Here is a 15,505-nt window from a genome sequence, read left to right on the forward strand (position 1 = left end):
TAGAAGGCCTCCTACAGGGATTGGATACGCGAAAGTTTAGAGATGAGAACGAATTCGCTTGAAATGCCGCGTGGCCCCAATGCCGAACAGCGTTACTAGGATAGCAAAACCCACCAGGACGGCGAGCGGCACGCTGACATAGGTGAGGGTGAGGGGGCTGGGCAGCCAGCCGGCGGCGCTGTTCTGCTCCGGCAGGGGCGGGTCGGCATCCGGGACAACGGGCACCGGAGTTCCCGGTGTGGTGGGCGTCATCGGCGCGGCGTCGGCACGGCGGTGCAGGGTGATCCACTCCTGCAGGAGCTCGGCGGGCGTGGCGGAGGTGGACTTCGGCACGTACGCGGAGACCGCGGCGGCGGCGTCGATCAGGCCGTTGCCGTAGATCGGGCTCGGCACCGTGTGCCCGTTCGGGTTCGCGGTCTCGATGATCCGGTTCATCACCTCGGTGGCATCCAGCTTCGGGTAGGCCGAGCGCACCAGGGCCACCAGCCCGGAGACTATCGGCGCGGCCGCGCTGGTGCCGTTCCATTCCATGTAGCCGCCGCCGGGCGCGACACCGACGAGCTTCTCGCTGGGCGCGGCGACGGCGATGGTGATGCCCTGCGAGGAGGCGTCGAAGCTGGCCTCCTTGGACTGGTCGACACCGGCGACGGTGAGTACGCCGGGAATGGTGGCGGGGGCGCCGACCTCGGTCGTTCCGCTGCCCCTGTTGCCGGCCGCAGCGACAACCACGACGTCGTTTTCGAACGCGTACATGAACGCGTCATCCCAACTGGTCGGCCAGTCCAGGGTGTTGCGGGTGAGTGACATGTTGATCACGTCGGCGCCGTTGTCGACGGCCCACCGGATGCCCGCGGCGATCTGGTCGTCATTGCTGAGCACGGCGTCACTGGTGCCGAACGCCACCGAGACGGCGAGGATGGACGCCTCTGGCGCCACGCCGATCAGGCCGCCGCCCGTTGGCGTGCCACGGCCGGCGAGGAGGGATGCCACCAGGGTGCCGTGTTCGTTCTCGGCGCCGACCGGGGTCTGGCCGTTCGACGAGCCGACACCGGAGACGTCGGTGCCGCCGACGACGGCGCCGTTGAGCTCGGTGATGCTGCCGTCGACACCGGTGTCGATGACGGCGACGGTGACGCCGGCTCCCTTGGTGGTGGTCCAGGCTTGGCTGAAGCCGTAGTCATTCAGCCAGTATTCGAGGTCGCGTACCTGGTCGGCGCGGGCGACGGAGGTGTCGCCGACGACGCCCACGACCGCGACGGCTGCCGCGAGGGTGATCGCGACGCCGGTGAGGATGCGGCGCGCGGCGCCGGTCACGCGTCGGCCGGCGGGACCGCCGGCGGAGCGTAGTCCAGGCACTCGCACACCTGGGGCGACCAGGCGGCCCGCAGCAGGGCCAGGTCGCCGATCGGGTTGACGCCGGGACCGGCCGCCAGGGCGTGCGCGGCCAGGGCGTGCAGGCACTTGACCCGCACCGGCATCCCGCCGGAGGAGACGCCGGCGAGCTCGGGGACCACGCCGATCATCTCGCGATCGGCCAGGAAGCTTTCGTGCGCGGCGCGGTAGTGGGCGCGCAGGTCCTCGTCGTCGGCGAGCATCTGGTTGTACTCGTTCATCACCTGGGTGGCTTCCAGGAACGACAGCGCGGCCGTGGCGGCGGGGTGCGATAGGTAGTACAGGGTGGGGAACGGGGTGCCGTCCTCCAGCCGCGGCGCCGTGGCCACGACGGTGGGCGCGCCGCAGGTGCAGCGGGCGGCGATGCCGATCACGTTGCGGGCGGGGCGGCCGAGCTGCGCGGAGACCGTGGCGATGTCGGCCTCGGAGGCGGGGTCGAAGGGCGGTCGAGTCATTGTGCTGCCTCCTGGGGGGCCAGTGCGGATGTCATCACCGATCGGAAGACGGAGTCGACCCAGTCGACTTCGGTGTCCTGGATGGCGGTACTGATGGGTGCGGTGTCGGCGGCGTCCTCGACGCTGGCTCCGCTGTCGTTGATCACGAGAAAACTGATGTCACCGGGCAGCACGTAGGAGAGCCGGTCCCGCGCCTGGGTGGTCACGAAGGTGCGGTCGTTCCACCGTTCCCGCTCCGCCTTGAGGTCGTCGACCGAGTCCTGTTGCGCTGCGACGGTGTCGCTGAGCTGGTCGATCTGTTTGCGCTGTTCGGCATAGGTGCGCACACTGGGCGCGAGCACGACGACAGCGAGCACCAGAAGACCCATCATCACGAAGGAGAATCCGCTCAATCGCAGGCCACGGAGCCAGCTGCGCACCGCGGTCTCGTCGGTGGCGAGTTTGACCGCCCTCTGCTCCGTTCGGCGGGGCTCGGTCCGGCGGGGCTCGGTTCCGCGGGACTCGGTTCCGCGGGACTCGGTACCGCGGGACTCGGTACCGCGGGACTCGGTACCGCGGGACTCGGTACTGTGCGGCTTCGCCCGGCGCGGTTTGGGCAGGCGCGGTGGGGTCATGCCAGAACCGGTGAAGGTCACGGTGACTCCCGTCGGGTGCTCGGTGGGTGATGCTCGCCGGGGCACACAGAAATGCCCCGGTTCTAGAGTGCCAGATCTTTCGGCCCGCACCGTTCGCCACGGCCCGCGAACCCGGATCCTGTGCAAACCCGCAGCCTGGCGGTGGCGCACGCCCCAAAAAAAGCTCCCCGCCCCGGACGATGTCCGATGAGCGGGGAGCCCGGGTGGTTCAGAGGGGATTAGCCCTTGAAACGCGGGAACGCGGAACGGCCGGCGTAGACCGCGGCCTCGCCGAGTTCTTCTTCGATGCGCAGGAGCTGGTTGTACTTGGCAACGCGCTCGCTGCGGGCCGGGGCGCCGGTCTTGATCTGGCCGGCATCCGTGGCGACCGCGAGGTCGGCGATGAAGGTGTCTTCGGTCTCACCGGAGCGGTGCGAGATGACGGTCGTGTAGCCGGCGCGCTGGGCGAGGGCGACGGCGTCCATCGTCTCGGTCAGGGTGCCGATCTGGTTGACCTTGATGAGGATGGAGTTCGCTGCCTTGATCTCGAGGCCCTTGGCCAGGCGGATCGGGTTGGTGACGAACAGGTCGTCTCCGACGATCTGAACCTTGTCGCCGAGCTGAGCGGTGAGGTGGACGTAGCCTTCCCAGTCCTCTTCCTCGAGCGGGTCTTCGATGGAGACGAGCGGGTACGCCTCGAGGAGTTCGGCGTAGTAAGCGACGATCTCGGTGGAGGTCAATTCCTTGCCCTCGAAGTGGTAGACGCCGTCCTTGAAGAACTCGGTGGCTGCGCAGTCGAGCGCCAGGCCGATGTCGGTGCCGGGCGTGTAGCCGGCCAGCGTGATGGCTTCGACGATGAGGTCGAGCGCCGCACGGTTGCTGGGCAGGTTGGGGGCGAAGCCACCCTCGTCGCCGAGGCCGGTCGCCAGGCCCTTGCTCTTCAGCAGGCCCTTGAGGGCGTGGTAGACCTCAACGCCCCAGCGCAGGCCCTCGCTGAAGGTGGGGGCGCCGAGCGGGACAACCATGAATTCCTGGATGTCGACGTCGTTGTCGGCGTGCGAGCCACCGTTGATGATGTTCATCATGGGAACGGGCAGGGTGTGCGCGTTCGGGCCGCCGAGGTAGCGGAAGAGGGGCAGGTCGGCCGAGCTGGCGGCGGCCTTGGCGACGGCCAGGCTCACGCCGAGGATGGCGTTGGCGCCGACGCGCTCCTTGTTGACGGTGCCATCGGTCTCGTTGAGGACCATGTCGATGATGCGCTGGTCGGCGGCGTCGAGGTCCTCGACGGCCGGGCCGAGCTCGTCGGTGACGGAGCCGACGGCCTTGAGCACGCCCTTGCCCAGGTAACGCTTCTTGTCACCGTCGTGCAGCTCGTAGGCCTCGAAGGCGCCGGTCGAGGCGCCTGAGGGTACGGCGGCACGGCTCAGCGTGCCGTCCTCGAGCAAAACCTCGACCTCGACGGTCGGGTTGCCCCGAGAGTCGAGGATTTCGCGTGCAACAACTGCGTCAATAAGAGCCACAACTATCTCCTGTGTCTGTCTGTGTATCGATTTTTGGATTCTAAGTCCGTGTGGATTTTGAGGAAGACGCCGCTGTGTTCCAGTCCGTAGAACAGTCTAGTGACCGGTTCGCCGGCCCGCTCAGGACTGAAGTCCCGTTCACCGCCGGAACATCAACCGTTCAGCCGGTGCTCGGTTCAGCCTTCCAGCGGCTTGAAGACCAGGTCGTCGGGCTCGACGGAGTCATCGGTCACGAACGCGAACCGGCCGTAACCCGCGGCACCGGCCCGTTCGAGCAGAGCCTTGAGGTTCTTGGTGCGCTTGTCCAGCCGCACCCGGAGGCCCTCTGCCACGAGGGCGGTCTTGAGCGCGACGAGGGCGGCCGGGTCGGCATCCTTCTCGTGAACGAGCAGGACGGCGGACTCGGTGTCGTCGTCGGAGCCGGCGAGCAGGTCGACGATGCGTTCGAACCCGATCGAGAAGCCGCAGGCGGGCACGTCGGTGCCGAGGAACCGGCCGATCATGCCGTCGTAACGGCCGCCGCCGCCCAGCGAGTAGCCCAGGTCGGGGTGCTTGATCTCGAAGATGGTTCCGGTGTAGTAGCCCATCCCGCGCACCAGGGTGGGGTCGAACTCGAGCGCGACTCCGGGCAGCGCGGCCCGCAGCGCGGACAGGTCGGCGTACGCGGCGGCGTCCAGCCAGGCCGGCGCATCCTGCGGGTCGGGCCAGCCGGCGTCGCTGAACCCGGCGAGGGTGTCGGCCAGGCCGGTGGTGTCGATTCCGAGGCCGCCGAGCTCGGTGACGACGCCGTCCACACCGATCTTGTCGAGCTTGTCGAGGGTGATCAGGGCGCGTTCGGTGAGGTTGCCGGCCACGCCCCAGGTGCTGAGCATGGCGGTCAGGATGCGGCGATCGTTGATGCGGATCGAGCAGCCGGTCAGGCCCAGGTTGTCCAGGGCTGCGACGGTGGCGGTGATCAGTTCGATCTCGGCAAGCGGGCCGGCCTCGCCGATGATGTCGATGTCGCACTGCACGAACTGGCGGTAGCGGCCCTTCTGCGGGCGTTCGGCGCGCCAGACCGGGGCGATCTGGATGGAGCGGAACACCGCGGGCAGCTCGGCGCGGTGGCTGGCGTAGAACCGGGCCAGCGGCACCGTGAGGTCGAAGCGCAGCCCCAGGTCGGCCAGGGAGAGCAGGTCGTCGGCCTCGGCGGCCGTCACGAGGTCGGCCGGGCCGATTCCGCGCTTGAGCACGGCGAAGCCGAGCTTCTCGTTGTCGCCGCCGAGGCCGGAGTGCAGCCTGATGGTGTCTTCCATCACGGGCGTTTCGATCTCGTCGAAACCGTGCGCGGCAAAGCTGGAGCGGATGATGCCCAGAGCCCTTTCGCGGGTGGCCTTGTCGGCCGGGAGGAAGTCGCGCATGCCGCGGGGAGGGGTCACTGCTGTTGCCATGCCCCAATTCTGTCAGGTCGCCCGGCCCGACCCCGCCGCGGCGTTAGATCGCGCCGCCGGCGGCTCCGGGCGCGTCGGCGTCGCCGCCGGCGTCACCGACCTGCTCGCGGGCGATGAAGTTCTCGATGTCGAACAGGTTGTCCTTGGCGCGCTTGGCGATGGTCAACAGGGTCGACATGGAGGCGACCTCCTCGACCTGTTCCTTGAGGAACCAGAGCATGGCCTGCTCGCCGAGGGCGTCGCCGTCGGTGCGGGCGGCTTTGAAGAGCGCTTCGATCTGAGCGGTGACCTGCTGTTCCTGCGCGAGGGCCAGCGCGATCGGTTCGACGATGTCAGCGAAACCGTTGATCACGGCGGGGATCCCGGGGATCACGACCTCCAGGCCCCGGTCGAGCCGGTACTGCACGAGCATCATCGCGTGGTTGCGCTCTTCTACGGACTGCCGGTAGAAGTGTGCGGCCAGCTGGGGCAGGTCCTGGCTGTCGAACCAGGTGGCGATGGCGATGTATTGCTGGGACGCGGCGAACTCGTTGCCGATTTGCTGGGTGAGGAGCGCGTTGAAGGTCGTTTCGGTCATGCTGCGACGTTAGCGGGCCGCACCGCCCGGCGCTATGCGGTGGGGAACGCGATAACGCCGGCGTCGGCCGGGTCGCCGTCGGCCACGCCGAAGGACCCGTCGCCTATCTCCTGCTCCGCCGCGCGGATCTCGTCCTGCAGGTCGCGGAGCGCGGTGCGCAGCGCCCGCTCGGAGTCCAGCCCCTGGGCCTTGGCCGCGGACACGATGGCAAGCAGGATCGGGCCCAGCTCGGCCTCGCTGTCGATGGGCAGCAGGGCGGGCGCATCCGTCTCGAGCAGGCCGATCTTCTGGGCCCGGCCGAGCACCTTGTCGGCCAGCGCCAGCGCCGGCATGCCCTGCGGTATGCCGTCGAGCACGCTGGTGCGGTGCGGCTTCTCGGCGGCCTTCACGTCGTCCCAGCCGGCGATGACCTCGTCGGTGGTCTTCTGAGCGCCGCTCTCGGCGAAGACGTGCGGGTGCCGGCCGACCATCTTGCGAGTCATCCGGGCGGCCACCTCCTGGATGTCGAAGTCCTCCCCCGGTGTCTCGGCGGCGATGCTCGCGTGGAAGACCACCTGGTAGAGCACGTCACCGAGCTCTTCCAGCAGGTCGTCGCGGCTGCCGCTCTCGATCGCCTCGATCAGCTCGTGAGTCTCCTCGGTGAGGTACTGCACGAGCGACGCGTGGGTCTGCTCGGCGTCCCATGGGCAACCGCCCGGCGCACGCAGGCGGGCGACCGTGGCGACGAGCTCGTCGAAAGCGGATGGCGTGGGCTGGGCGTATTCGGTCACACTCCATCGTAGGCGGCGGGACTAAACTGAACGCTGGTGTGCCGGGAAGTCTGGTCGGCGGGCGAAGTGTTTCGCTCACGACGTACGACCGACCCGCTTTGACCGTGGGTGGACAGGATCTCCATGACTTTCATCCGTTCCGAACGCTACGCCGCCGGGTTCCTGCTTCTCGCCGGTGTGCTCGGCCTGATCATGGCCAACCTCGCCTTCGGTCCGGCGCTGATCGACGCGGCCAACGAACATCTTCACACCGGCCTGTTCGGGCTGGACCTGTCGGCCAAGCACTGGATCAGCGACGGACTGCTGTCGATCTTCTTCTTCCTCATCGCCATCGAGCTCAAACGCGAACTGGTGATCGGCGACCTGAACAGCTTCGGCAAGGCGGCGCTGCCCGCCCTCGCCGCGCTCGGCGGGGTCGCGGTTCCCGCCGGCATCTACCTGCTGCTCACCCAGGGCTCGGGGCTGGCCGCGGGCTGGCCGGTGCCCACGGCCACTGACATCGCGTTCGCGCTGGGGGTGCTGGCGGTGTTCGGCCGCGGGATCCCGACCCGGGTGCGGGTGTTCCTGCTGGCCCTGGCGGTGCTCGACGACCTCGTGGCGATCCTGATCATCGCGTTTTTCTTCACCCAGGACCCCGAGCTGCAGTACATCGGCTTCGCGGCGATCACGGCCACCCTCTTCGGGGTCACCAGCCGGCTGCTCAAGCCGCGTTCGCCGTGGGTGCTGGGCCGGAAGCCGGTCTGGCCGATCATCGTCCTGCTGATCGTCCTCGGCGTGGCCACCTGGTACTTCACCTATCTCTCCGGCGTGCACGCCACCATCGCCGGCGTGATCCTCGGCCTGGTGATGGCCCGGGTGCCCGGTGGCCGCACCCACCACGTGCTCGAGCCGTACTCCAACGCGGTGATCCTGCCGCTGTTCGCGTTCTCGGCGGCCCTCGTGGCCATCCCGCAGGTGAGCCTGGCCGAGCTCAGCCCGGCGTTTTGGGGCATCCTGGTGGCCTTGCCGGTGGGCAAGCTGATCGGCATCACCCTGGCCGGGAGCCTGGGTAGCCTGATCTCCCGGCGCCCCAACGGGTCCAGGTCCGGGCTCAAGTTCATCGACATCGTGATGGTCGCCTGCCTGGGCGGCATCGGCTTCACGGTGTCACTGCTGATGGGCGCGCTCGCCTTCGCCGGCAGCGTCGAGGTGGTCGACGAGGCCACCCTCGCCGTGCTGCTGGGCTCGGGCTTCGCGATCCTGGTCTCGGCCGTCGTGGTCAGTGCGCGGGCACGGCAGTATCGACGGGCCGCGGAAACACCGCGTCCAGCAGCGAGCCCGTCCACGCTATAAGGGCGGCGTCGGCCAGCGGCTCGCCGTTCAGGCGCGGCAGCGGCACGATCATCGACCCGGCCGCGGCCGAATACTTGGCACCCGGGTACATCCGCTGCACCCGAACCTGCATGGAGTCGGCCAGGTCGACCGGCGCCACCCGCAGGTTGGAGCCCATCGCGACGACCTCACCGAGGCCGGACTGTTGCGCGTGCCTGCGCAGCCTGGACACGGCGATGAGGTTGGTGACGGCTTCGGGCGGTTCGCCGTACCGGTCGGTGAGCTCCTCGAGCACGAGCCCGATCTGGTCGTCGGCGGCCGCGAGCCCGCTGGCGCCGGAGAGCTTCTGATACGCCTCCAGGCGCAGCCGCTCGCTGTCCACGTACTCCTCGGAGATGTGCGCGTCCACGGGCAGCTCCAGCCGCAGCTCCGTCTGGCCCTCGGCCACGTCACCGCGGAAGGTCGACACGGCCTCGCCGATCATGCGCAGGTAGAGGTCGAAGCCGACCCCGGCGATGTGACCGGCCTGCTCCCCGCCGAGCAGGTTGCCCGCACCGCGGATCTCGAGGTCCTTCAGCGCCACCTGCATGCCGGCGCCGAGTTCGTTGTTGGCCGCGATGGTTGCCAGCCTGTCGTGCGCGATCTCGGAGAGTGGCTTGTTCTCGTCGTAGAGGAAGTAGGCGTATGCACGCTCCCGGGCACGGCCGACCCGGCCGCGCAGCTGGTGCAGCTGGCTGAGCCCGTACTTGTCGGCCCTGTCGATGATGATGGTGTTTGCGTTGGCGATGTCCAGGCCGGTCTCGATGATGGTCGTGGAGACCAGGATGTCGAACTTGTTCTCCCAGAAGTCCACCACCACCTGTTCCAGCTGCGCCTCCGGCAGCTGCCCGTGCGCCACGGCGACGCGGGCTTCCGGCACCAGTTCGGCCAGCTGCGCGGCCACCCGGTTGATGCTGGAGACGCGGTTATGCACGAAGAAGATCTGGCCCTCGCGAAGCAGTTCGCGGCGGATGGCGGCGGCCACCTGGCGGTCGGAGTACGGCCCGACGAAGGTGAGGATCGGGTGCCGGTCCTCCGGCGGGGTGGCCAGGGTGGACATCTCCCGGATGCCCGTGACGGCCATCTCCAGGGTGCGCGGGATGGGCGTGGCGCTCATGGCGAGGATGTCGACGTTGGTCTTGAGCTTCTTGAGAGCGTCCTTGTGCTCGACACCGAAACGCTGTTCCTCGTCGATGATGACCAGGCCGAGGTCCTTGAAGATCGTGTTCTCCGACAACAGCCGGTGGGTGCCGATGACCATGTCGACGGTGCCGTCGAGCATGCCGGCCACGGTCTCGCGGGATTCCTTGTCGGTCTGGAACCGGCTGAGCGCCCGCAGGTGGATGGGGAACCCGGCGAAGCGCTCCTGGAAGGTCTCCATGTGCTGGCGCACGAGCAGGGTGGTCGGCACGAGCATGGCCACCTGCTTGCCGTCCTGGATGGCCTTGAACGCTGCGCGCACGGCGACCTCGGTCTTGCCGAAGCCCACGTCACCGGACAGCAACCGGTCCATCGGGATGGGCCGCTCCATGTCGGCCTTGACCTCCTCGATGGTGGTGAGCTGGTCGGGCGTCTCCGCGAACGGGAACGCCTCCTCGAGCTCACGCTGCCACGGGGTGTCAGGGCCGAATGCGTGACCCTTGCTGGCCATCCGTGCCGAGTAGAGCTTGACGAGTTCGACGGCGATGTCGCGCACCGCCCGCCGGGCCTTTGTCTTGGCGGCCGACCAGTCGCTGCCGCCCATCTTGGACAGCGCGGGTGCCTCGCCGCCGACGTAGCGGGAGACCAGGTCGAGCTGGTCGGTGGGCACGTAGAGCTTGTCGCCGCCGTGACCGCGCTTGGACGGCGCGTACTCGAGCACCAGGTATTCGCGGGTGGTCTTGACCGGGTTGCGGCCGCCGCTGGAGACCTCACGCTGGGTGAGTTCGAGGAACTTGCCGATGCCGTGGGTCTGGTGCACGACGTGGTCGCCGGTCTTGAGCTGCAACGGATCGACGACGTTCTTGCGCCGACTGGCGAGCTTCTTGATCTGGCGGGCGTCGTAACCGACGGTGCGGCCGTAGAACTCGCTCTCGCTGACCAGGGTGAGCTTGGTCTCGGGGATCTCGAACCCGTGAGTGATGGAGGCCTTGATCAGGTAGGCGATGCCCGGTTCCGGGTTCGCCGGGAACTCCTCCACGATGCGGGCGGGCAGTTCGGCGCCGGAGAGGACGTCGGCGGCGCGGTCGACGAGGCCGGCGCCCTGCGCGACCACGGCGACGGTCCAACCGTCCTTGAGGCGCGTGGAGAGGTGCCCGACGGCGCCCTCGACGCTGCCGGCGAAGCTCGGCACGGCGTCGCCCTCGATGCGGATGGTGAGCAGTTCGTCGATCTCGCGGTGTTCGGGCAGCACCGGGATGTCGGTGGGCGCGGCCTGGAAGGAGCTCAACGTCCACCAGACCCGTTCGCTGGCCCCGGCGCCGGGGGCCGAGTACCGCACGGCGTCGCGCAGGGTGCCCAGGGTGAGGAAGTCACCGCTGGCGAGGTCGATGGGGGCCTCGGCGCCGGCGGTGGCGGCGTTCCAGGCGGCGGAGAGGAACTCCCGGTTGGTCTCGGCGAGGCTGATGGCGCGAGAGGCGACCCGTTCCGGCGAGATCACGGCGACGGCGGCCTGGCGGGGCAGGTAGTGCGTGACGGGCACCAGCCTGTCGACGAGGGCGGGCGCGAGGCTCTCCATGCCCTCGACGGGGATGCCCTCGGCCACCTTGGCGAGCAGACCCGCCAGGCTGGGGAACTCGTGTTGCATCTCCCGGGCGCGCTGGCGCACGGCGGGGCTGAGCAGCAGTTCGCGGCTGGGCGGCAGGGTCACCGACTCGATGGGTTCGGGCATCGAGCGCTGGTCGGCGACCGCGAAGGCGCGGATCTGCTCGACCTCGTCACCGAAGAACTCGATGCGGTACGGGTGCGCGGCCATCGGCGGGAACACGTCGAGGATGCCGCCGCGCACGGCGAACTCGCCGCGCCGGGTGACCATGTCCACTCGGGCGTACGCCACGTTGACGAGGTCGACGGCGATGGCGGCGAGGTCGTGGCCGCGGCCTCCGGCGGTGAGCTCGAGCGGGTCGTAGTCGGTGAGGTTGTCGGCCACAGGCTGCAGGGCGGCGCGCACCGAGGCCACCACGATGAGGGGACGCCGGGTGGCGGCGTCCGTGGCCTCCCAGTCGCGCATCCGCCTCAGGGCGTAGAGGCGGCGGCCCACGATCTCGGCGCTGGGGCTGAGCCTCTCGTGCGGCAGGGTCTCCCAGGCGGGGAACTCGACGATCTCGGCGTCGTCGGAGAAGCAGCCCAGGTTCTCCCGCAGCGCCTCGGACTCACGGCCGGTGGCGGTGATGATCAACAGCGCCCGGCCCTTGTCCAACCTGTCGCGCTGCTCGAGCAGCGCGGCCAGCAGCGGGGCGCGGAGGCCCTCGGTGAGCGAGAAGTCGGCGTCACGGGCCGCAAAGGCGAGGGCGGCATCGAACGTGGAGGCACGCGAAAGCGCCGGAATCAAGCCCTGAAGAATCACCGCACAAGTCTACGGGTAGTTTTCTACGCAGGTGGGGCGTGGAACTTCTGCTGGGCGGCGGTGACACCCTCCGCGGCGATCATCTCGATCGCATCCGCCGCGTCCTCGAGCATGATCCCCAGGGTGGTGCGTTCGGTGCTGGAGAAATCGTGCAGCACGAAGTCGGCGGCGTTCTGCCGGCCGGGCGGCCGGCCGATGCCCATCCGGATGCGGGTGAACTCGTTGCTGCCGGTGGCCGCGATGATGTCGCGCAGCCCGTTGTGGCCCCCGTGGCCGCCGCCCACCTTGATCTTGAGGGTGTCGAAGGGCAGGTCCAGCTCGTCGTGCACGACGATGAGGCGGGAGACGTCCAGGGAGTAGAACCGGAGCAAGGCCGCGACGGGTCCGCCGGAAAGATTCATGAAGCTGTTCGGCTTGGCCAGGATCAGCTTGGGACCGCCGGGGAAACTGCGCCCCTCGGCGACGGCGGAATTCGCCTTGTGGTTCTTGAAATTCGCGCGCATCCGGTCGGCGAGCACGGCCGTGACCATGTGGCCGACGTTGTGGCGGTTACCGGCGTAGCCGGGCCCGGGGTTACCGAGCCCGACTACGAGCCAGAGATTCTCGTCCAGGGGGTTCCTTTACAAAAGTTTCTGTCCGGTGTTGAAGGGGGAAGACTACTCGGCGGCAGCTTCCTCGGCGGGAGCTTCGTCGCCCTCGACGGTCTCCTCTTCCTCTTCTTCCTCGGCCGGCAGGTGCACGCCGACGACGACCATCTCGGGGTCGGAGATGAGCGACGCGCCGTCGGGCAGGGTGATCTCGCTGGCGTGGATGAGGGTGCCGTCTTCGAGGCCCTCGACGTCGACGCTCACGCTCTGCGGGATGTTGGTGGCTTCGACCTCGAGCAGCAGGGTCTTGGCGTCGAGGTCGGCGGTGGTGCCGGGGGCGGTCTCACCGATGACGTGCACGGCGACCTCAACCTGGACCTTCTCACCCTTGCGGATGACGATGAGGTCGAGGTGCTCGATGATCTGGCGAACCGGGTCCTTCTGCACGTCCTTGACCAGGGTCAGGTGGGTGGTTCCTTCGACGTCGAGCTCGAGCACGGCGTTCGCGCGACGCAGCAGCAGGCCGATCTCGTGAGCCGGCAGGGCCACGTGCACGGGCTCGGTGCCGTGGCCGTAGATGACGGCGGGGATCTTGCCCAGCACGCGCAGCTTGCGGGCCGCGCCCTTGCCGAAGCTGTTGCGTGCGTCTGCGGAAATCTTGTTGTTGCTGTTCTTGGCCTCGGCCATGATGTGTCTCCTTGCGGGCCTCGTGTGCCCGTATTGGTGTTGCGGGCACGGGGCCCGCAGTACGGATGCTGGTTCAACTCGAACGCATGTCAGCGTGAGGAAAGGCCTGAGAGGACTTTTCGCCGCGTCGATTACGGATTTCGCAGGCACCGGTTTCCCGGCTGGCGCGAATCCCTCGCCGAAGTTCAACTCAACAGTCTAGGCGATAAAGTGACGACCATGCCGCCCAGCCTGCACACCCGAGTGACCGAAGACGTCGGACGGTCCATCGTCGATGGGACGGTTCCAGCGGGAACCGTCCTGCTCTCCGACGAGATCGAGCGCCGACAGGGGGTGAGCCGGTCGGTCATCCGGGAGGCCATCCGGGTGCTGGGGTCGATGGGCCTCGTCGAGTCCGTCAAACGGGTCGGCATCAGGGTTCTGCCACCGTCCAGCTGGAACACCTACGACCCGACCATCATCCGTTGGCGCCTGCTCGGCCCCGGCAAGGGCGAACAGCTGCGCTCGCTCACCGAATTGCGCTCCGCGGTGGAACCGATGGCTGCGGAACTGGCCGCTCGGCATGCGGCGGCCTCGGTCGCGGCCGAGCTGATGGACGTGGCCGACCTGATGCGGGCCGCGGGTGACTCGGGTGACCTGTCCTCGTTCCTGGAGCTCGACATCCGGTTTCACCGGCTGGTGCTGCGGGGCTCGGGCAATGAGATGTTCGCCAAGCTCGACGGAGCCGTCGCCGCGGTCCTGTCCGGCCGCACCGACCTGGGCCTGCAGCCGGACCGCCCGCACGAGAACACCCTGCAGTTGCACGCCGAGGTCGCCGAGGCGATTTCGGGCGCGCAACCGCAGAAGGCTCGGGAGGCGATGGAGCGGATCATGCGCCGCACCTACGCCGAGGTGCAGCCCACCTGGGCCGCCGATCCGACCTCCGCGCTATAAATATGATTACATGGGCTATGTAAGCCACTAATCTTGAACATGATCACAACTCACAGATCTAAGGGAGAACACGTGTCAGAAACCGGTTCAGCAAACATCGGCGTTGTCGGACTGGCGGTGATGGGCTCCAACCTCGCCCGGAACCTCGCCAGCCGCGAAGGCAACACCGTGGCCGTGTACAACCGTTCGCCCGAACGCACCCGGCTGCTCATGGATGAGCACCCCGAGGCCGGTTTTGTCGCCTCCGAGACCATCGAGGCATTCGTCGCCTCGCTCAAGACCCCCCGCACCGCGATCATCATGGTGCAGGCCGGTAAGGGCACCGACGCCGTCATCAGCCAGCTGACCGAGCTGTTCGAGCCCGGCGACATCATCGTCGACGGCGGCAACGCCCTGTTTACCGATACCCTCCGCCGCGAGAAGGCCGTGCGCGAGACCGGTATCAACTTCGTCGGCGCCGGCATCTCCGGTGGTGAGGAAGGCGCCCTCAAGGGTCCCAGCATCATGCCCGGCGGCTCCGCCGAGGCGTACGTCACCCTCGGCCCGATCCTCGAGTCCATCGCCGCTGTCGTCGACGGTGAGCCCTGCGTCACCCACGTCGGCACCGACGGCGCCGGCCACTTCGTCAAGATGATCCACAACGGCATCGAGTACGCCGACATGCAGCTCATCGGCGAGGCGTACGACCTCATCCGTCGCGGAACCGGCAAGACCCCGGCCGAGATCTCCGAGATCTTCACCGAGTGGAACAAGGGCGACCTCGAGAGCTACCTCATCGAGATCACCGCGGAGGTCCTCAAGCAGGTCGATGCGGAGACCGGGAAGCCGCTCGTCGACGTCATCCTCGACCAGGCCGGCAGCAAGGGCACCGGCGTGTGGACCGTGCAGACCGCCCTCGACCTCGGCATCCCCGTGTCGGGCATCGCCGAGGCCGTGTTCGCCCGCTCCGTCTCCTCCAAGCCCGCGCAGCGTGCCGCTGCCGCCGCTCTGCCCGGCCCGACCGTCAACCCCGTCGAAGACGTGGATGGCTTCATCGAGGGTGTCCGCCAGGCGCTCTACGCGTCCAAGGTCATCGCCTACTCGCAGGGCTTCGACGCCATCGTCGCCGGTGCGGAGCAGTACAACTGGGACATCAAGAAGGGCGACATCGCGAAGATCTGGCGCGGTGGCTGCATCATCCGCGCCCGCTTCCTCAACCGCATCACCGAGGCCTACACCGAGAACCCGGGACTCGTCTCGCTCGTCACCGCCCCGTTCTTCACCGATGTCGTTGCCACGGCCCAGGACTCCTGGCGCAACGTTGTCGCCGACGCCGCCCACGCCGGCATCCCCGCGCCGGTTTTCGCGTCCTCGCTGGCGTACTACGACAGCCTGCGTGCTGACCGCCTTCCCGCTGCCCTCACCCAGGGCCAGCGCGACTTCTTCGGGGCGCACACCTACAAGCGCGTCGACAAGGAAGGCACTTTCCACACCCTGTGGTCCGGCGACCGTACCGAGATCGTCACCGAGGGCTCCTCGCACTAGAGGCTCCTTCGACCAGGGGGCCCTCCCCCGGAGTTCCTCGCTCCCGCACCACCCGCTCGGCAACTGTTGCCCGTGTGGACATTTGCGCCCGGCACACCGGCCGCAGAAGTCCGCACGGGCAA

General features: G+C 68.3%; 13 protein-coding genes. 3 read left to right on the plus strand and 10 right to left on the minus strand.

Annotated elements, in window-relative coordinates; genetic code table 11:
- Nucleotides 1-36: 36 nt before the first annotated feature.
- The 7 genes from B7495_RS11720 to B7495_RS11750 form a co-directional block, all read right to left on the minus strand.
- Complete coding sequence (locus B7495_RS11720) at nucleotides 37-1,362, minus strand: S8 family serine peptidase (protein WP_370028145.1); 1,326 nt, start codon at nucleotides 1,360-1,362, stop codon at nucleotides 37-39.
- Nucleotides 1,311-1,847 (minus strand): DUF501 domain-containing protein, encoded by a 537-nt coding sequence (locus tag B7495_RS11725; RefSeq protein WP_088456719.1) that lies wholly within the window; start codon nucleotides 1,845-1,847, stop codon nucleotides 1,311-1,313. The genes B7495_RS11720 and B7495_RS11725 overlap by 52 nt, the downstream gene beginning before the upstream one ends.
- Entirely contained in the window at nucleotides 1,844-2,461 is a 618-nt protein-coding gene (locus B7495_RS19110) for a septum formation initiator family protein (RefSeq protein ID WP_168195315.1), read from the minus strand. Before B7495_RS19110 ends, B7495_RS11725 begins: the two co-directional genes overlap by 4 nt.
- Nucleotides 2,462-2,700: 239 nt before the next feature.
- The gene (eno, locus tag B7495_RS11735; protein WP_088456721.1) at nucleotides 2,701-3,981 is read right to left on the minus strand and encodes a phosphopyruvate hydratase; all 1,281 of its coding nucleotides are present in this window, start codon (nucleotides 3,979-3,981) and stop codon (nucleotides 2,701-2,703) included.
- A gap of 176 nt (nucleotides 3,982-4,157) precedes the next feature.
- Entirely contained in the window at nucleotides 4,158-5,411 is a 1,254-nt protein-coding gene (gene hisS, locus B7495_RS11740; RefSeq protein ID WP_088456722.1) for a histidine--tRNA ligase, read from the minus strand.
- A 43-nt stretch (nucleotides 5,412-5,454) separates the two neighbouring features.
- On the minus strand, nucleotides 5,455-5,988 hold the full coding sequence (locus B7495_RS11745) for a ferritin (protein ID WP_088456723.1): 534 nt from the start codon (nucleotides 5,986-5,988) through the stop codon (nucleotides 5,455-5,457).
- Nucleotides 5,989-6,020: 32 nt separating this feature from the next.
- Nucleotides 6,021-6,758, minus strand: coding sequence for a MazG family protein (locus tag B7495_RS11750; protein WP_088456724.1), 738 nt, complete (start codon nucleotides 6,756-6,758; stop codon nucleotides 6,021-6,023).
- 123 nt (nucleotides 6,759-6,881) lie between these two features.
- Here B7495_RS11750 and B7495_RS11755 point away from each other — a divergent pair, with 123 nt between their 5' ends.
- Nucleotides 6,882-8,090 carry a Na+/H+ antiporter NhaA gene (locus tag B7495_RS11755; RefSeq protein WP_088456725.1) on the plus strand — a complete coding sequence of 403 codons (1,209 nt, stop codon included), beginning with the start codon at nucleotides 6,882-6,884 and terminating at the stop codon, nucleotides 8,088-8,090.
- Here B7495_RS11755 and mfd read toward each other — a convergent pair.
- From mfd to B7495_RS11770, 3 genes are read right to left on the minus strand one after another with little or no spacing between them, the layout of a single operon-like run.
- The gene (gene mfd / locus B7495_RS11760) at nucleotides 8,017-11,652 is read right to left on the minus strand and encodes a transcription-repair coupling factor (RefSeq protein WP_088456726.1); all 3,636 of its coding nucleotides are present in this window, start codon (nucleotides 11,650-11,652) and stop codon (nucleotides 8,017-8,019) included. The genes B7495_RS11755 and mfd overlap by 74 nt on opposite strands.
- Before the next feature lie 23 nt (nucleotides 11,653-11,675).
- Nucleotides 11,676-12,263, minus strand: a complete 588-nt coding sequence (gene pth / locus B7495_RS11765; protein WP_088456727.1) for an aminoacyl-tRNA hydrolase — start codon at nucleotides 12,261-12,263, stop codon at nucleotides 11,676-11,678.
- Between the two features lie 45 nt (nucleotides 12,264-12,308).
- On the minus strand, nucleotides 12,309-12,926 hold the full coding sequence (locus B7495_RS11770; protein ID WP_088456728.1) for a 50S ribosomal protein L25/general stress protein Ctc: 618 nt from the start codon (nucleotides 12,924-12,926) through the stop codon (nucleotides 12,309-12,311).
- Nucleotides 12,927-13,145: 219 nt separating this feature from the next.
- Between B7495_RS11770 and B7495_RS11775 the strand changes: the two genes are divergently transcribed.
- Both B7495_RS11775 and gndA read left to right on the plus strand, forming a co-directional pair.
- A complete protein-coding gene (locus B7495_RS11775; protein WP_088458074.1) occupies nucleotides 13,146-13,859 on the plus strand; it encodes a FadR/GntR family transcriptional regulator in 714 nt (237 codons plus the stop codon).
- Nucleotides 13,860-13,979: 120 nt separating this feature from the next.
- Nucleotides 13,980-15,383 (plus strand): NADP-dependent phosphogluconate dehydrogenase, encoded by a 1,404-nt coding sequence (gene gndA, locus B7495_RS11780; RefSeq protein WP_241983562.1) that lies wholly within the window; start codon nucleotides 13,980-13,982, stop codon nucleotides 15,381-15,383.
- Nucleotides 15,384-15,505: the final 122 nt, after the last annotated feature.

This window comes from Cryobacterium sp. LW097 (genome assembly GCF_002205495.2).
Taxonomy (GTDB): domain Bacteria; phylum Actinomycetota; class Actinomycetes; order Actinomycetales; family Microbacteriaceae; genus Cryobacterium; species Cryobacterium zongtaii.